We start from the raw sequence: 19,106 nt of genomic DNA, 5'->3' as shown, positions 1-19,106 counted from the left end.
ATTCCGAAAAGTGATGGGAATAGTCTCTTCTGGGGATAATCCGTTATTGTCGGTGAAGCGTCGACCTGTCGAGACCGAGGATGTTCCCGGAACGCAGTTCGGCGAACCCGTTGAGAAACCGCTGTCCCCAAGGTGTCCAGGAGCACGAAGAGTGGGCGGCAACCTTGGTGACCGCTGACGGTGCGATGGCTGGTACGGGTCGTGGGCGGGGCGTGCGAGTGAGTGATGTTCGAAGGGGAGAGAGAATGCGCGGCAACACACAAAATTCCGACGTCGCAGTCAAGCGAACAACGCGAGCGCCTCGTGTGCGTGAGGAGCGTCGTCGGCGTGGTTCGCGGGTGTTGTTGTTGCCGCAGTTGTTGGTGGCGGCGGTGGAGTTGGATCCGGGTCGGGTGGCGTTGCGGTGTGGGGGTCGTTCGGTTTCGTATGCGGAGTTGGATGAGTGGTCTTCTCGTTTGGCTCGGGTGTTGATTGCTGGTGGTGTGGGGCCGGAGGATCGGGTTGCGGTGTCGGTGCCGCGGTCGATCGAGTCTGTGGTGGCGTTGTGGGCGGTGGCGAAGTCGGGTGCGGCTTTTGTGCCGGTTGATCCTAATTATCCGGTTGATCGTGTTTTGTACATGATTGAGGATTCTGGTGTTTCGGTGGGGTTGACGGTTGAGGGCGTGGTGGGTGGTCTTCCTTCGTCGGTGGATTGGAAGTCGATTGATTCGCCTGAGATGGGTCAGTTGTTGTCGGGGGTCTCGGGTGACCCGGTGGTGTACTCGGATCGTGTGTCGTTGTTGCGTGCGGAGCATGTGGCGTATGTGATTTATACGTCGGGTTCGACGGGTCGGCCGAAGGGTGTGGTGGTTACTCATTCCGGTCTCGGGGTTCTGTTGACCGAGCAGGTCGAGCGTATGGGTGTGACTGCGTTGTCGCGGGTTCTGCATTTCGCTACGCCGAGTTTCGATTTGTCGTTGTTCGAGTTGTTGTTGGCGATTGGTTCGGGTGCGACGACGGTGATTGCGCCGACCACTATTTATGGTGGGTCGGATTTGCGGGATCTCATCGACGCTGAGCGGGTGACCCATGTCAGTGGGACGCCGTCGTTCCTTGCGTCGGTGGATCCGTCGGGGCTCGACACGGTTGAGGTAGTGGTGGCTGCGGGTGAGGCGTGCCCGTCCGAGCTTGTTGCCAAGTGGGCGCCGGGTCGGCGTTTTTTCAATGTGTACGGGCCTACTGAAACGACGATCGTGTCGAATATGGCGGAGTTGTTCGTGGGCGGGCCCGTGACGATCGGGCGACCTAATCGGGCTACTCCGGAGTTGGTGCTCGATGCCAGGTTCCATGCTGCATCGGTTGGTTCGACGGGTGAGTTGTATATAGCGGGGCCGCAGGTTTCGCGTGGTTATCATAATCTGGCTGCGGTGACGGCGAGTAGGTTTGTCGCGAATCCGTTTGGTGCGCCGGGTGATCGGATGTATCGCACGGGTGATGTGGTGCGGTGGGTCGACGACGAGTTTGGTGAGCGCAGTATCGATTATGTCGGTCGAGCGGATTCGCAGGTCAAGATTCGTGGGTTCCGGATCGAGTTGAGTGAGATCGATGCGGTTATCGCTTCTGATTCGCGGGTGGAGTTCGTGGCGACGCTTGGGCGCAAGCTCGACAACGGCGAAACCGTGTTGGTGGCGTATGTCGTGCCTGTCGTTGGTGCGGAGGTGACGTCCGACGCGATCATCGAGTCTGCTCGGCGGGTTTTGCCGCGTCATATGGTGCCTGCGTCGGTGATGGTGATTGACGGGATTCCGTTGACGCCGGTGGGGAAGCTTGATTCTGCTGCGTTGCCGGATCCGGTGTTTCAGTCGCGTGTTTTCCGTGAGCCGTCTTCTGGTGGGGAGGCGTTGGTGGCGGGGGTGTTCGGTGAGTTGTTGGGTCTCGGGCGGGTGGGGGCTGATGATGATTTCTTCGAGTTGGGTGGTAATTCGCTGATTGCGGCGAAGTTGGCGGGTCGGTTGAGTGCGGTTTTCGGGTTCCGTGTTCAGGTGAAGACGTTGTTCGAGTCGTCGACGGTGGCGGGTTTGGCTGCGGTGTTGTCGAGTTCGGGTGGTCGGTCGCGGGAGGCGTTGGCGGCTCGGGTGCGTCCGGTGCGGGTGCCGTTGTCGTTGGCGCAGCAGCGGATGTGGTTTTTGTCGCGGTTCGATGCGGTGTCGGGTGTGAACAATATTCCGATCGTGTTGCGGTTGTCTGGTGTGGTGGATGTGGCGGCGTTGGCGGCTGCGGTGTCCGATGTTGTTGGTCGGCATGAGGTGTTGCGGACGGTGTATCCGGAGTTCGAGGGGGTGGGGTTCCAGCGGGTTCTTTCGGTGGGCGAGTTCTCTGTTGATGTTTCGGCGGAGCGGGTGGCTGAGTCGGAGTTGTTGGCGGTGTTGGTTCCGGTGGTGACGGAGGGGTTCGATGTCACGTCGGAGGTGCCGTTGCGGGTTCGGTTGTTCCAGACTGGTTCGTCGGAGTTTGTGTTGGCGTTGGTGATTCATCATATTGCTGCTGATGGTGTGTCGATGGGGCCGCTTACGCGTGATGTGATGGTGGCGTACGAGGCTCGGTCTCGGGGTGTGGTTCCGGGGTGGGCGCCGTTGGTGGTGCAGTATGCGGACTATTCCCTCTGGCAGCGTGAGGTGTTGGGGTCCGAGGATGATTCGTCGTCGTTGGTGTCCGAGCAGTTGGGGTATTGGACGTCGGTGTTGGCGGGGTTGCCGGAGCGGATCGAGTTGCCGGTGGATCGTCCGCGTCCGTTGGTGGCATCTAATCGTGGTGCGAGTTACCGGTTTTCGGTAGACGAGCGGTTGCATCGGGCGCTCGAGCAGTTGGCGCTTGATCGTGGTGTGTCGTTGTTCATGGTGGTGCATGCGGCGTTGGCGGTGTTGTTGGCGCGGCTCGGTGGTAGTGATGATGTGGTGGTGGGTTCGCCGATCGCGGGGCGGGGTGAGCCGGAGCTCGATGATGTGATCGGGATGTTCGTCAACACGTTGGTGTTGCGGACGGAGGTGGATTCTTCGGAGTCGTTCTCGGTGTTGCTTTCTCGGGTTCGTGAGGTTGATCTGGGGGCGTTCGGGAACGAGGATGTTCCGTTCGAGCGGTTGGTGGAGGTGCTCGATCCGGTGCGGTCGCAGGCCCATCATCCGTTGTTCCAGGTGGCGTTGTTCTTTCAGAACATGACACAGGACGTGTTGGAGTTGCCGGGGTTGACTGTCGCGGGGTTCGATGCGGGGGTCGAGGTCGCGAAGTTCGATCTGCAGTTGACGGTGTCACCGGTCGAGGAGGGCGGTGTCGGTGTGGGGATGCCGATGTCGTTGACGTATGCGACGGATTTGTTCGACGAGTCGACGGTTGTCTCGTTTGCCGATCGTCTGGTGCGGGTTCTCGAAGCGATGGTGGCGGAGCCTGATTCGGTTGTCGGGGATGTGGAGTTACTCGGTGCGGACGAGCGTTCGCAGGTGTTGGTGGCGGTCAATGACACTGTTCACGAGTTGACTGCCGGCGTGTTGTTGCTCGACGGGTTTGTTGCGCAGGTGGCGGCGACTCCGGGTGCGGTGGCGGTGGTGTTCGAGGGGCAGTCTCTGACGTATGCGCAGTTCGGGTCTCGGGTCAATCGTCTTGCCCGGTATTTGATTGCGCAGGGTGTGGGGCCGGAGTCGTTGGTGGCGTTGGCGATGCGCCGGTCGATCGATCTCGTGGTGGGTATGTATGCGGTGGTCGCTGCGGGTGGGGCGTATGTGCCGTTGGATCCGGATCATCCGGCCTCGCGTAATGGTCATATTCTCGCTACTGCGGCACCGGTGTGTGTGTTGTCCACTGCTGGTGACGGTGTGGTGTTGCCGGGTGCGTTCGATGTGGTGTTGATCGATGTGGTGGATGTGTCGGGGTACTCGGATGCGCCGGTTTCTGATGCGGATCGTGTTGCTCCGCTGCGGGGTTCGAATGCGGCGTATGTGATTTTCACGTCGGGGTCGACGGGGAAGCCGAAGGGTGTGGCGGTTTCGCATGCGGCGATCGTCAATCAGATGGGGTGGATGCAGGGCCGGTATGTTCTGACCGGGTCGGATGTGTATCTGCAGAAGACGGCGACGACGTTCGATGTGTCGTTGTGGGGTTTCTTCTTGCCGTTGGCGGTGGGTGCGCGGTTGGTGGTGGCCACTCATGACGGTCATCGGGATCCGGGGTATTTGGCGTCGGTGATCGCTGATCAGGGTGTGACGGTGACGGACTTCGTGCCGACGATGTTGTCGGTGTTCGCGGGCGAAGTATCTGCGGGCCAGTTGGTTTCGTTGCGTGATGTGTTCGTCATCGGTGAGGCGTTGCCGGCGCAGACGGTGCGTGATTTCGGTGTGGTCTCGGGTGCGCGGGTTCACAACTTGTATGGTCCGACCGAGGCTGCGGTGTCGATCACGTTCGCGGATGTGACGAGTGCCGGCGCTGGTGGTGTGGTCTCTATTGGTGTGCCGCAGTGGAATTCGCAGGTGTTTGTGTTGGATTCTCGGTTGCGTCCGGTGCCGGTGGGTGTGGCGGGTGAGTTGTATCTGGCGGGTGTGCAGTTGGCTCGTGGGTATGTTTCTCGTCCGGATTTGTCGGCGGATCGGTTCGTGGCTAATCCGTATGGTGGGGCGGGTTCGCGGATGTATCGCACGGGGGACTTGGTGCGGTGGACTCGGTCGAGCGGAGCGAGGGGTGTTGTAGGGGCTTGCGGTGAGCTCGAGTACATCGGTCGCAGCGATTTTCAGGTGAAGTTCCGTGGTCAGCGGATCGAGTTGGGGGAGATCGAGTCGGCGTTGGTGGCCGATGTGTCGGTGTCGGTGTCGTCGGTGGCTGTGGTCTCGACCAAGACCGGTGATCAGTTGGTGGGGTATGTGGTGCCGGCGTCGGGTGCGGTGGTTGATACTGCGGCACTGGTGGATTCGTTGGGGGCGGTGTTGCCGTCGTATATGGTGCCGTCGCAGATCATGGTGTTGGAGGCTTTCCCGCTCAATGCGTCGGGGAAGTTGGATCGGAAGTTGTTGCCGGAGCCGACGATAGAGGCTGCGGTGTTCCGGGCTCCGGTGACGGCGGTGGAGCAGATCGTTGCGTCGGTGTTCGCGCAGGTCCTCGGTGTGGATCGGGTGGGTCTTGATGATGATTTCTTTGCTTTGGGTGGTAATTCGCTGATCGCGACGCGGGTGGTGGCGCGGTTGGGTGAGGCGCTCGATGCGCAGGTTCCGGTGCGGGTGTTGTTCGAGGCGTCGTCGGTGCAGGGTGTGGCGGCGCGGGTGGAGTCGGAGGCGGGTTCGGGTGCTCGGGTGCCTCTGGTGCCCCAGTCGCGTCCGGAGCGGGTGCCGTTGTCGTTGGCGCAGCAGCGGATGTGGTTCCTGAACCGGTTCGAGCCGGAGTCGACGGCATACAACTTGCCGGTCGCGATTCGGTTGTCGGGGTCGTTGGATGTGGCGGCTCTGCAGGTAGCTGTGTCGGATGTTGTTGCCCGGCATGAGATTTTGCGGACGGTGTATCCGGAGGTCGACGGCATCGGCTACCAGCAGATCGTCCCGGTCGATCGGGTGGAGCTGGATCTGACACCGGTTTCGGTGTCGGAGGCCGACGTGGTGTCGGCGGTGATCGGATTCATGGCTGCTGGTTTCGATGTGGCGGTGCAGGTTCCGGTTCGGGCGCGGTTGTTCGCGGTCTCGGAGTCGGAGTTCGTGTTGACATTTGTGGTGCATCACATCAGTGGTGACGGCTCCTCGATGGGACCGTTGACACGCGATCTGATGGTGGCGTACCTGGCTCGATCGGCGGATGCTGTGCCGTCGTGGGCGCCGCTCGAGGTGCAGTATGCGGATTACGCGTTGTGGCAGCGTGCGGTGTTGGGGTCCGAGGACGATCCGTCGTCGCTGCTTTCGCGTCAGGTCGAGTTCTGGTCGGGTGCTCTTGCGGGGTTGCCGGATCAGTTGGTGTTGCCGTGGGATCGGCCGCGGCCGGCGGTGCAGTCGTTCGCCGGTGGGCAGGTGCCGGTGGTGATCGGTGCAGACCTGCATCGTCGTCTCGAACAGGTGGCACAACAGCACAATTCGACGTTGTTCATGGTGGTGCATGCGGCGTTGGCGGTGGTGTTGGCGCGGTTGTCCGGTAGCGATGACATCGCTGTGGGTACTCCGATCGCCGGCCGCGGCGAGAGAGCGCTCGATGACCTGGTCGGGATGTTCGTCAACACATTGGTGTTGCGGATGCCGGTCCAGGCGAGTGCTACGTTCACCGATGTGCTTGCACTCTCGCGTGAGGCGGATTTGGCGGCGTTTGCGCATGCGGATGTGCCGTTCGAGCGTTTGGTGGAGGTGCTCAATCCGGTTCGGTCGACGGCGTATCATCCGTTGTTCCAGGTGGGGCTGTCGTTCCAGAACCTCGGCCAGAATGCTTTCGAGTTACCGAACTTGACGCTCTCCGGTGTCGAACTCGACAGTGGAACATCACAGTTCGATCTTCACTTGATCGTGACCGACCACTACGACGGTGGGGCCGCGGCTGGGATAACCGGCGTGATGACGTTCGCGTCGGCGTTGTTCGACGAAGCGACGGTGGCCGGTTTTGTGGATCAGTTCGTGCGCGTTCTGACTGCGATTACGGACGACGTCGAAACTGTGATCGGTGATATCGATCTGCTCATCGATACAGATAGAAGCCTGGTCGAGCGAGCAGGGCACGGGGTGTCGTGTGCTGGTGTGTCGGGGACGTTGGTGGATTTGTTCGACGAGCAGGTGGTTCGTGGTGCGGGTCGTGTTGCGTTGGTGTGTGGTGGTGTCGAGCTGTCGTACGGTGAGTTCGATGTTCGGGTGAATCGTCTTGCCCGGTATTTGATTTCGGTGGGTGTAGGGCCGGAGTCGTTGGTGGCGTTGGTTGTTCGTCGTGGTGTAGATTTGTTGGTGGGGATGTATGCGGTAGTCAAGGCTGGTGGCGGGTATGTTCCGGTGGATCCGGATCAGCCGGCGGATCGTTCGGCGTTCATCGTCGAGGCTGCTGCTCCGGTGTGTGTGGTCACTACTTCTGATGTTGGTTTCGATGCTGGTGTGGTGCCGGTGGTCGAGATCGATGTTGTCGATGTGTCTGGTTTTTCGGATGCTCCTGTCTCGGATGTGGATCGGGTGTCGCCGCTGCGGGCGGAGAACACGGCGTATGTGATTTTCACGTCGGGGTCGACGGGTCGGCCGAAGGGTGTGGCGGTTCCGCATGGGGCTGTGGTGAATCAGTTGCTGTGGAAGCGTGAGGTCTTCGATCTCGATCAGGATGATGCGGTGTTGCTCAAGACTGCGTCGACGTTCGATTTGTCGGTGTGGGAGTTCTGGTCTGCGTTGGTTTCGGGTGCGCGGTTGGTGATCGCGAAGGTCGGTGGTCAGCAGGATCCGGAGTATCTGCTCGATGTGATGGCGGTCTCGGGTGTGTCGACGTTGCATGTGGTTCCGTCGATGTTGGAGGCGTTGACGGCTACTGCTGCGGGTGGTGTACTTCCGTCGGGTCTTCGTCAGGTGTTGGCGATCGGTGAGGCGTTGCCTGCCGATCTGGCGCGGCGTGTGCGTGGGGCCAATCCTGGTGTGCGGTTGTTCAATTTGTACGGTCCGACGGAAGCGGCGGTGTCGGTGACCTCGCACGAGGTGACCGATGGTGATGTGTCGTCGGTGTCGATCGGGTCGGCGGAGTGGAATACGCAGCTGTTGGTGTTGGATTCGCGGTTGCATCCGGTTCCGGTGGGTGTCGCGGGTGAGTTGTATCTTGCGGGTGCGCAGGTCGCTCGGGGGTATCACGGCCGGGTGGATTTGTCGGCGGAGCGTTTCGTGGCCAATCCTTACAGCGGTGCGGGTTCGCGGATGTATCGCACGGGCGATGTGGTGTCGTGGAATCGTTCGGGTGAATTGGAGTATGTGGGGCGCAGCGATTTCCAGGTGAAGTTGCGTGGTTTCCGGATCGAGCTCGGTGAGATCGAAGCCGCGTTGGTTGCTGTCGATTCGGTGGGTCAGGCGGTGGCCGTCGTGCACGAGGATGCGCACGCCGGTGAGATGCTGGTTGCGTACGTCGTTGCGTCACCGGGATCGGATGTCGATGTCGACGGTGTTCGTGAGGTGTTGGCGGCGGGTCTGCCCTCCTACATGGTGCCCTCGCAGATCGTGGTGCTCGAGGAGTTCCCTCTCAATGTCAACGGTAAGTTGGATCGGAAGCTGTTGCCGGAGCCGGTGTTCGAGAAGGCGGTGTTTAGGGCTCCGGTGACGGCGGTGGAGGAGATCGTTGCGTCGGTGTTCGCGGATCTGCTCGGTGTGGATCGGGTGGGTCTTGATGACGATTTCTTTGCTTTGGGTGGTAATTCGCTGATCGCGACGCGGGTGGTGGCGCGGTTGGGTCAGGCGCTCGATGCGCAGGTTCCGGTGCGGGTGTTGTTCGAGGCGTCGTCGGTGCAGGGTGTGGCGGCGCGGGTGGAGTCGGAGGCGGGTTCGGGTGCGCGGGCGCCTCTCGTGCCTCAACCGCGGCCGGAGCGGGTGCCGTTGTCGTTGGCGCAGCAGCGGATGTGGTTCCTCAGTGTTTTCGATCCTGACTCTGCGGTGAACAACATTCCCATGGCGATTCGGTTGTCGGGTGTACTCGACGTCGATGCGTTACAAGCGGCGATCACGGATGTGATAACGCGCCACGAGATTTTGCGCACTGTTTACCCTGAAATCGACGGAGTCGGATACCAGCGGATTCTTCCGATCCGAGATGCGGGCGTGCAGCTCGTACCGGTGGACGTTTCTGCAGCAGACCTCGATGCGGCGGTCGCAGACTTCATCGGTGCGGGCTTCGACGTGAGATCTCATGTTCCGCTGCGTGCACGGCTGCTCAGAGTTGCCGATGACGACTTCATGGTGGTCATCGTGGTGCATCACATCGCAGCGGATGGCTTTTCGATGGGCCCGATGACGCGGGACGTGATGATCTCGTACGAGGCCCGCAGTCGAGGCGAAACGCCGACGTGGCAGCCCTTGCCAGTTCAATTCGCCGACTACGCTCTCTGGCAACGCGAAGTCTTGGGGTCCGAAGACGATCCTGGCAGTCTGCTCTCGCGCCAAGTCGAGTTCTGGAAGATGCGCCTCAGTGGTGTACCTGACACGTTCGACCTCCCGATGGATCGGCCGCGTCCAGCGATTGCCACCAATCGAGGGCGGACTCATGCATTCGAGATCGATGCGATCTTGCATGCCAAGATGCTGGATCTCGCGACGAAGAACAACGTGACTCCATTCATGTTGGTACACGCGGCATTTGCGGTCTTGTTATCGCGTGTGAGTGGCTCTTCGGACGTCGTGGTCGGCGTTCCGGTGGCAGGACGTGGGGACGTCGAATTGGACGATCTGATCGGGATGTTCGTCAACGCGGTTGTTCTGCGCACTCCTGTCGATGCGACTGATTCGTTCAGCGACCTGTTGGCGCGAGTCAAAGAAGTCGACCTCTCGTCCCTTGCCAATTCCGATGTGCCGTTCGAGCGTCTTGTCGAGGTGCTCAATCCTGTCCGCTCGCAATCACACAACCCGATCTTCCAGGTCGAGTTCGCGTTCCAGAACATGGAAAAGTCGACTCTCGAACTTGATCGCTTGTCGGCGTCCGGTGGTGAAGTGGCGTCGGGTCACTCTCCATTCGATCTAGGGCTTGCAGTAACCGAATTGACTGCGCCGGACGGGGCCCCGTCCGGGATGGCCGGGCACCTGACGTACGCGGTGGACCTGTTCGACGAATCGACGATAGTCTCGTTTGGTCGGCGTTTCGTGCAGATACTCGAGGCAGTCGTGCAGTCGAGCGGGCAATCGATCGGCGACATCGACGTTCTCAGCGAAGTCGAACGTGCACGTATCTTTGCGGACTCGATCGCAGTACCGACGCCCCCTCGAACTGCCTCCATCCTGGAGCGGTTTCGCACTCGACTGAACGCCGCACCCACAGCGATTGCCGTTGTTGCGGGCGATCGGGTGATGACGTACGAAGATTTGGATCGACGCTCATCGGCGCTGGCCCGTGAGCTCCGATCGAATGGCATCGGTGCGGATGATGTAGTGGCAGTTGCTTTTGTCCGCTCTGTCGAATGGATCGTGGCGCTGCTGGCGACGTGGAAGGCCGGCGCAGCCTACGCGCCGGTGGATCCGACCCAACCACTCTCTCGCATCCTTTCGTTGGTCGCGGATCTGTCTGCCAAATGCGTCGTCGGCATGGAAGAGTGGATTTCCGAACACGAATTTGCGGTGTCGACGATCGGGTTGGGGACACATTTCGAGGACACCGGCGTTGACGACGCTCACCGTGACTGGCGAGTTCTCTCTTCCTCGCTGAGACTCGGATACGTGATCACGACTTCGGGTTCCACTGGTAAGCCGAAAGCCACGTGTGTACCGATGTCGGGTATCGAGAACACCGTCGATTGGTACGAGAAAGCCCTGGATCTACGAACCCCCTCCGGGATTCTGGTCGCTACGTCGCCGTCGTTCGATCTGACACAGAAGAACATCTGGGTGTCGTTGTCCGGTGGCCACACGATCTACCTGAGCGATCCGCAGTTCGATCCAAGCGAGATACTGACTACTATTTCTCGTGGCGCGGTACGGGTTGCGAACATGTCGCCGTCCGTGTTCGAAGCAGTGGTACAGGCAGATTCTTCGGAGGTTCTCTCGGGCCTCGAAGCAGTATTTCTCGGCGGCGAACCTCTGCGTACGGGGCGTCTGGCTGGAGTCGCGGCACGCGGAGTGAAGATTTTCAACAGTTACGGGCCGACAGAGGCATCAGATGTGGTGTCCTTTCATCAGGCCGACATGGACGAGTCAGACGTACCTATCGGTCGACCGATTCCGAACACGAATCTGTTCGTTCTCGATTCGAGATTGCAACTGGTGCCGACGAACGTGGTGGGCGAGCTGTATGTCGGCGGCGTCGGGACAGGTCGCGGCTACGGCGGGCGGGCAGACCTGACTGCCGAGCGCTTTGTCGCGCACCCGTTGGTCGGAATCGGAGAACGGATGTATCGCACCGGAGACCTGGTTCGGTGGAACAAAAGCGGTGCGTTGGAGTACATCGGGCGCAGCGATTTTCAGGTCAAACTCCGTGGAATGCGAATCGAACTCGGCGAAATCGAGGCGGCATTGTTGTCGGTGCCAGGCATCGCCCGGGCCGTGGTGGTAGTTCGGCAAGTGCCGGAGGTCGGTGACCGATTGGTCGCCTACGTGGTCGGTGAATCTGTGGGCGCAGTCGACATCGAGAAGTTGAGGCTGGAATTGGGTACGCGATTGCCCTCGTACATGGTGCCCTCGACGACGATGGTTCTCGACGAGTTCCCGCTCAATGCGTCTGGAAAAATCGACCGCAAGCAGTTACCCGAGCCTGAAGTGATCACGAACGCATTTCGTGCCCCGGTCACATTTGTCGAGCAGACAGTGGCCGGAGTATTCGCCGAACTTCTGGGTACAGATCGATTGGGACTTGACGACGACTTCTTCGAACTCGGAGGAAATTCACTCGTCGCGACGCGGGTCGCATCCAGGTTGGGCCGTGCTCTGAACGCACAGGTTCCTGTTCGAGCCGTGTTCGAATCCACGACGGTCCAGGCGTTGGCCGAGCGAATTGCAAAACTTGTGGGTGAAGGGAGTCGGCTCGAGCTTGCAGCGCAGGTGCGGCCGAACCGTATCCCACTCTCGTTGGCGCAACAGAGAATGTGGTTCCTCAACCGCTTCGATTCCGAGTCGACAGCCAATAATATTCCGATCGCGATCCGCCTTTCCGGCGACTTGAACATCGCCGCATTGCAGGCGGCGGTTGCAGACCTGATCGGCCGTCACGAGTCGCTTCGGACCTTGTACCCGGAAGTCGACGGGGTTGGCTACCAGCACATTCTTCCGGCCGGCGAGGCGGTACCTGACCTCACCCCGGTGGAGGTCTCGGAGACCGGAGCGTTAGGTGCGGTATCGGAATTCGTGGCGACGGGGTTCGACGTCACTCGCGAGGTTCCGGTTCGGGCGCGATTGTTCGAACTATCCAATGATTCGAGAGAGGCGAAGGCCGAGTATCTACTTGCCTTCGTCGTCCACCACGTGGCCGGCGACGGTTTCTCGATTGGCCCGCTCACCCGAGATCTGATGATCAGCTACGAAGCTCGCCACCGAGGCGCGGAGCCGGGTTGGGCGCCGCTCACAATTCAATACGCGGACTATGCCATCTGGCAGCGAATCGTTCTGGGAGCGGATGACGATCCAGCGTCGACACTTGCGCGTCAAGTCGCGTACTGGCGCACGATGCTGGAATCGATCCCCGATCAAATGGAACTGCCCGTGGACCGGTCTCGACCGGCTGTGGCCTCGAACGTGGGCAAGACATACAGCTTCTCGATTGAAGAATCGGCGCATCGACGTCTCGTGGACCTCGGACGCACTCATGACGCGTCGACCTTCATGGTCGTGCATGCGGCTCTCGCAGTCCTACTTGCTCGATTGTCCGGAACAGCGGACGTTGTCATCGGCACGCCGATCGCCGGTCGCGGCGAAGCCGAGTTGGACGATCTGATCGGAATGTTCGTCAACACGCTGGTACTGCGGACAAACGTAGATCCGCAGATGACGCTTACCGCATTGATCGATCACGTGCGAGAGCGGGACCTCGGTGCGTTCGCTCATTCGGATGTTCCGTTCGAAACCCTCGTCGAGGTGTTGAACCCAGAGCGGTCGCCAGGTCGTCACCCCCTTTTCCAGGTTGCGCTGGTCTTCCAGAATGCAGGTGGCTCGGTACTCGAATTGGGTGACCTGACGGTCGCCGGCCTTGACACGGGTTCTGCTGCCGCGAAATTCGACCTGCAGTTGACCCTCGTCGAACAATTCGACGAGGGTGGACAACCAGCGGGGATGGTCTCTGAACTCACCTATGCCACGGATTTGTTCGACGACGAAACGGCTCGGACGATAGCAAGGAGATTCCTTCGAGTAATCGACGGCATCACCGAGGAGGCCGGGATCGTCGTCGGCAATATCGAAGTATTGTCAGCGGACGAACGGGATCAACTGTTGAATCGCCATGGCGGATCTGCGGCGGAGATCGTCCTGCTACCGGATATCCTGGCGCGTACGGTCGGATCGTCCCCGGATGCTGTGGCTGTCCGCTTCGAGGGTACATCGACAACGTACTCCGAACTGGATCTGTTGTCCTCGCGTCTGGCACGGGTGTTGATAGATCGTGGTGTCGGGCCCGAAGATCGAGTTGCGGTGTCGATACCCCGATCGACAGATTCGATTGTGGCTTTGTGGGCTGTGGTCAAGACGGGAGCCGTGTACCTGCCTGTCGACCCGAAGTACCCTGCCGATCGTGTGAAGTTCATGCTCGTCGACTCGGAGGCAGTTCTCGGGCTGACAACAGGCGAGATCCTGGACATGTTGCCTACCGAAGTAGACTGGTTGACAATGGATTCCGGATCGACGGCACGGGCGGAGGGCTACCCGTCGACGATGGTCGATTCCGATCGGATTCGACCGTTGCGAAGTGCCAATGCCGCTTACATGATCTATACCTCGGGTTCGACGGGTCGACCCAAGGGTGTTCTGGTGACGCACAACGGCTTGTCCAACTTCGCTGTCGAGCAGGAGACCCGCTACGCATTGGATGCGCGCACACGGGCGTTGCACTTTGCATCCCCGAGCTTCGACGCGTCAATTCTCGAATTGCTGTTGGCCGTTTCCGCCGGCGGGACGTTGGTGATCGCACCTGACTCGATCTACGGGGGGGCCGAGCTTGCAGAGTTGGTCGACGCCGAACAGGTCTCGCATGCATTCATCACCCCTGCTGCGTTGGGATCTATGGATCCGGTGGGCCTCGAAGGATTGGATGTGGTCATTGCCGGCGGAGAGGCGTGTCCTCCCGAACTGGTAGCGAAGTGGGCGCCAGGTCGACGATTCTTCAACGGGTACGGACCCACCGAGACGACGATCATGACCAACATCAGTTCACCATTGGTCTCAGGATCGACAGTGACGATAGGTGGTCCTATTCGAGGCATGACGTCGAAGATTCTCGATCAACGACTTCGTCCTGTTCCGATCGGTGTTGCCGGCGAGCTTTACCTGTCGGGGATTCAACTTGCGCGCGGCTACCATTCCCGCCCGTCGATGACCGCGGAACGTTTTGTCGCGGACCCGTTCGGCCCGGTCGGGGAGCTCATGTACCGTACCGGTGATCTCGCGCGATGGACGGATACCTACGAGGTCGAGTATGTCGGACGAAGCGACTTTCAGGTCAAGGTACGTGGATTCCGCATCGAACTCGGCGAAATCGAATCTGCTTTGATGCAGCACGATTCGGTAGAACGGGCGGTCGTTCTGGTGCGGCGGGACGAGAATCGGATCGACAGAATTGTTGCTTATGTGGTCCCCGGTTCCGGACGATCGGTCGAGCCCGACCGTCTGATCGAGTTCGCCGCGGGTTCGCTGACCCGTTACATGATTCCCGATGCTGTTGTCGTCGTGCCGATGCTTCCCTTGACCACAAACGGCAAGCTCGACCGCGATGCGCTTCCGGCGCCGTCGTACCGCGTTCAAGAGTTTCGTGCACCGAGCAACTCGGTCGAGGAAGCGGTTGCCTCGACTTTCGCGGATGTGCTGGGTGTCAGTCGCGTCGGTTTGGGCGATGATTTCTTCGACCTTGGCGGAAACTCTCTGCTCGCGACCCAGGTCGTCTCTCGGTTAGGGCGTGCGCTCGACACCACGGTAGCGGTGCGAGAACTGTTCGACGCGCCTGTGGTCGAGCGATTGGCTGCGATGCTGATCAGTCAAGTCGGAAGAGGCGAAACAATCGCACTTGAAAGGGCGGTGCGGCCCGAGTTGATCCCACTTTCCCTGGCTCAACAGCGCATGTGGTTTCTCAATCGGTTCGAGGAAGCGTCGGCGGTCGACAACATTCCGGTCGCGATCAGACTTACCGGAAGGCTCCATGTCGTTGCACTGCAGGCCGCGGTGCGGGATGTGATCGAGCGACACGAAGTTCTGCGCACCGTCTATCCCGAGATCCACGGGGTGGGGTATCAGGACATTCGTGGTGTGTTCGAGCTCGACATGACACCCACGGTGCTGGACGAGCATGAGGTACTCGGAGCAGTCGCGACGGTTCTCTCGGCTGGATTCGACGTAACCAAGGATATTCCGATCCGGGTGGCCATCTTCGAGATTTCCGAGTCAGACCATGTTTTGGTATTTGTCATTCACCACATCGCGGCCGACGGGTTCTCGATGGGGCCGTTGACCCGCGATGTGATGCTTGCCTACGAGGCTCGTTCGCGGGGGGCATCGCCGTCGTGGAACCCGCTGGAGATTCAGTACGCGGATTACGCATTGTGGCAGCGAGAGCTTTTGGGCTCGGAGGGCGACGAGAATTCCATTGTGACCCGTCAATTGGGCTACTGGACATCACACCTCGATGGTTTACCCGACCGTCTTGCGTTGCCGTTCGATCGTGAGCGACCGATAGTCGCCAGCAATCACGGCGCGAGTGTGAGTGTCACGATAGAGCGCGAGGTTCACCAACGCATCAACGAGGTTGCGCACCGCACCAATGCAACTACGTTCATGGTGGTGCATGCCGCGTTGGTTGTCCTACTCGCACGATTGTCGTCGACGGGCGACATCGCAATCGGTACACCGGTTGCAGGTCGAGGGGAACGAGTGCTCGACGACGTTATCGGTATGTTCGTGAATACATTGGTACTGCGAACACAAGTCTCACTCGAGGAGTCCTTCGAAGAACTGATTGCCGAGGTGCGCGATGTCGACCTCAGCGCTTTTTCCAACGCCGACATACCATTCGAACGGTTGGTCGACGTTCTCAATCCCGTCCGAACGCGTTCGCGCAATCCGCTCTTTCAGGTGATGCTGTCGTTCCACAATGCCGGACAGACGGTGTTCCAGCTTCCGGGATTGACGCTGAGCGCGGTCGAGACCGATGTGGAGTTGTCGAAGTTCGATCTCGATGTCACGCTCAGCGAGAGTGTCGACGACCTTGGTAACCCTGCTGGAATCATCACACAGTTCACGTATGCGACGGATCTGTTCGACGAACCGTCGGTGCGTGATCTGTCGAACAAGTTCCTGCGGCTCCTCCAGCCTCTGGCTACGAACCCCTCGGTTCGGGTGGGTGATGTGGATTTGTTGGATGCGGGTGAGCGTTCTTTGGTGCTCGAGTCGTGGAATGACACGGCGCACGAGGTGGTGAATGCGTCGTTGATGGATATGTTCGATGCTCAGGTGGTGCGGTCGCCGAGCGCGTCGGCGGTCTCTTTCGAGGCGATGTCGTTGTCGTATGCGGAGTTCGACGCTCGGGTAAATCGTCTTGCCCGTTATCTGGTTTCGGTCGGTGTTGGGCCGGAGTCGTTGGTGGGTATTGCGGTTCGTCGGTCGGTTGACTTGATGGTCGCTATTTACGGCGTGCTCAAGGCGGGCGGTGGGTACGTTCCGGTGGATCCGGATCAACCGGCCGAGCGCACTGGGTATGTGTTGGCGTCGGCGTCGCCGGTGTGTGTGATCAGTACTTCCGATGTTGGTTTCGATGCTGGTGTGGTGCCGGTGGTCGAGGTTGATGTTGTCGATGTGTCTGGTTTTTCGAGTGCGCGCGTTTCGGATGTGGACCGGATCTCGCCGTTGCGGCCGGAGAACACGGCGTATGTGATCTTCACGTCGGGTTCGACGGGTCGGCCGAAGGGTGTGGCGGTTTCGCATGCGGCGATCGTGAATCGGTTGGCGTGGATGCAAGGCGAGTACGGTTTGGGTCCGTCGGATGTGGTGTTGCAGAAGACGCCGTTCACCTTCGATGTGTCGGTGTGGGAGTTGTTCTGGCCGTTGCAGGTTGGTGCTCGGCTTGTGATGGCGGCGCCGGATGGGCATCGCGATCCGCGGTATTTGTCGTCGGTGATCGTGGGGGAGGGTGTGACGACGGTCCATTTCGTGCCGTCGATGCTCGAGGTTTTCGCGGCGGATTCGTCTGTGGCTGAGTGTGTTTCCTTGACTCGGGTGTTTGCGTCGGGGGAGGCCTTGCCGGCGAGTGTTGTTGCTGACGTGCGGGCTGTGTTGCCGGGTGTCGGTGTGCACAATTTGTATGGTCCGACCGAGGCTGCGGTGGATGTGACGTTCCACGAGGTGGTGGCGGCCGATGTTGCAGGGGTGCCGATCGGTGCTCCGGTATGGAATACGCAGGTGTTTGTTCTGGATTCGCGGTTGAATCCGGTGCCGGTGGGTGTTGCGGGTGAGCTGTATTTGGCGGGCGTTCAGTTGGCTCGTGGGTATGTGGGTCGGCCGGATTTGTCGGCGGATCGGTTTGTGGCCAATCCGTTCTCGGGTGGTGGTGCGCGGATGTACCGCTCGGGTGATGTGGTGCGGTGGACTGCGGCGGGTGAGTTGGAGTACATCGGGCGTAGTGATTTTCAGGTGAAGTTGCATGGTTTGCGGATCGAGCTCGGTGAGATCGAGTCGGTGGTTCGTGAGCACGAGTCGGTGTCGTCGGTGGTTGTGACAGTGCGTGACGATGTGTTGGTTGCGTACGTCACGGCGGCCGGTGGTGTGGTGGATGTCGACGAGTTGAGGAGTGTTGTTGCGGCTCGGCTGCCGGGGTACATGGTGCCGGCGGTGGTGATGGTGCTCGACGAGTTGCCGTTGGGTGTGTCGGGGAAGTTGGATCGGAGGCTTCTTCCGGATCCGGTGTTCGTGGCACGCGAATTCCGGGCACCGGTTACCGAAGCGGAAATACTCGTCACAGCGGTCGTCTCCCGAGTGCTCGAAAACGATTCAGTGGGCTTGGACGATGACTTCTTCGCGCTGGGCGGAAATTCACTGAACGCGATGGAAGTGATCTCGGCATTGTCCGAAGCATTGGGAGTTGCCGTACCAATTCGTGTGATCTTCGATTCTTCGGTCATCAAGGATCTGACTGATCGGATTGGAGTCGGAGTTCGGTCCGGATTCGATTCGAGAGCCGAGGACGCAATCGCCGTGATGCTGCCTCTACGTGGAACCGGGTCCTCTACGCCGATTTTCTGCATACATCCGATGGTCGGGTTGGCGTGGCCCTACACGGCGTTGCTGACAGAAATAGACAGATCGGTCCCAATCTACGGCGTTCAGACTCCGGTACTGACCGATCCGGGATTTGCCCCCACCGACCTTGGTGACTACATGGACCGGTATGTGGACGAAATCCTTCGAGTACAGAACAGCGGGCCGTATCGACTCCTGGGCTGGTCGTTGGGCGGTGTGCTAGCGCACGGTATCGCTACTCGTCTACAGGAGCGGGGGTACGACATCGAAGCGCTGGTCATCCTCGACAGCCTTCCAGATGCGAAATCGGTCGAAACGTCCGACAGTCGTCCGTTCACCGAGCACCTCAGAGACGAATTGGCGGCCCTGGGAATCGACATCGCAGATGCGGAAGAAATCGACAATCTCAGTGATGACGTTCTCGAATCGATCCTGAGCGGTGTCGACGGAGCACGTGTAGGCCTGTCTGTTGATCGGCTTCGTGATCTGTTTGCGAGCCTTGCCGCCAGTGAGGCAATGATCGAACGCTACGTTCCCGGTCGATTCACCGGAGGTGTGACCTTCGTCAGTTCGGATCAACATCCACGCGCCGAGGATGCCGCGCTACGTTGGCGGCCGTACGTATCGGGTGAAATCGACAATCTCTTCGTGGACCAACCACACGTAGCACTGATGACACCTGATGCCGTCGCTGTTATCGGGCCTGCTCTCGAGAGAGTTCTGCAAGGGTGAGACCTTGATTCTGTCGCCGTCCGGGAATTGCGATCCAGTCGTCATCAGATTCGGTCGATCGAGATGCCTGCTGTACAAGCGTTCGACCAGCAATATCGAGGAGCCGGCAGGGACGAGCCCTACCTCGCCCAATAGATGGGCACGATAGTTCTGGATCGAAGGAGCTGTGACCGGCACCGGTGGGTAGGCAGGCGTACGTAACGAGATCTCCGGTGCCGTGGTGACGGAACCGGGGCACGGTTTTGCTCGATGGCTTGCCGGCGCCGAGAGCCAGATCAACTGAGCTGTCTTCTTGAACTCACGGAAATGGCG

1 protein-coding gene is annotated in these 19,106 nt (G+C 60.0%); it reads left to right on the top strand.

The genetic code is table 11. The annotated features are described in order from the left end of the window. Window positions 1-245 precede the first annotated feature (245 nt). A complete protein-coding gene (locus ABH922_RS16220; protein ID WP_424807884.1) occupies window positions 246-18,794 on the top strand; it encodes a non-ribosomal peptide synthase/polyketide synthase in 18,549 nt (6,182 codons plus the stop codon). Window positions 18,795-19,106: the final 312 nt, after the last annotated feature.

The sequence above is a fragment of the Rhodococcus sp. 27YEA15 genome (assembly GCF_049739425.1).
Lineage (GTDB): Bacteria > Actinomycetota > Actinomycetes > Mycobacteriales > Mycobacteriaceae > Rhodococcus_F.
The sequence above is the reverse complement of the archived record's forward strand: the minus strand, read 5'-3'. Positions and strand labels throughout refer to the sequence as shown.

What these genes read in the sequence shown, in the direction of transcription:
- ABH922_RS16220 (WP_424807884.1), top strand. Translation starts at nt 246, where the DNA reads ATGCGCGGCAACACACAAAATTCCGACGTCGCAGTCAAGCGAACAACG.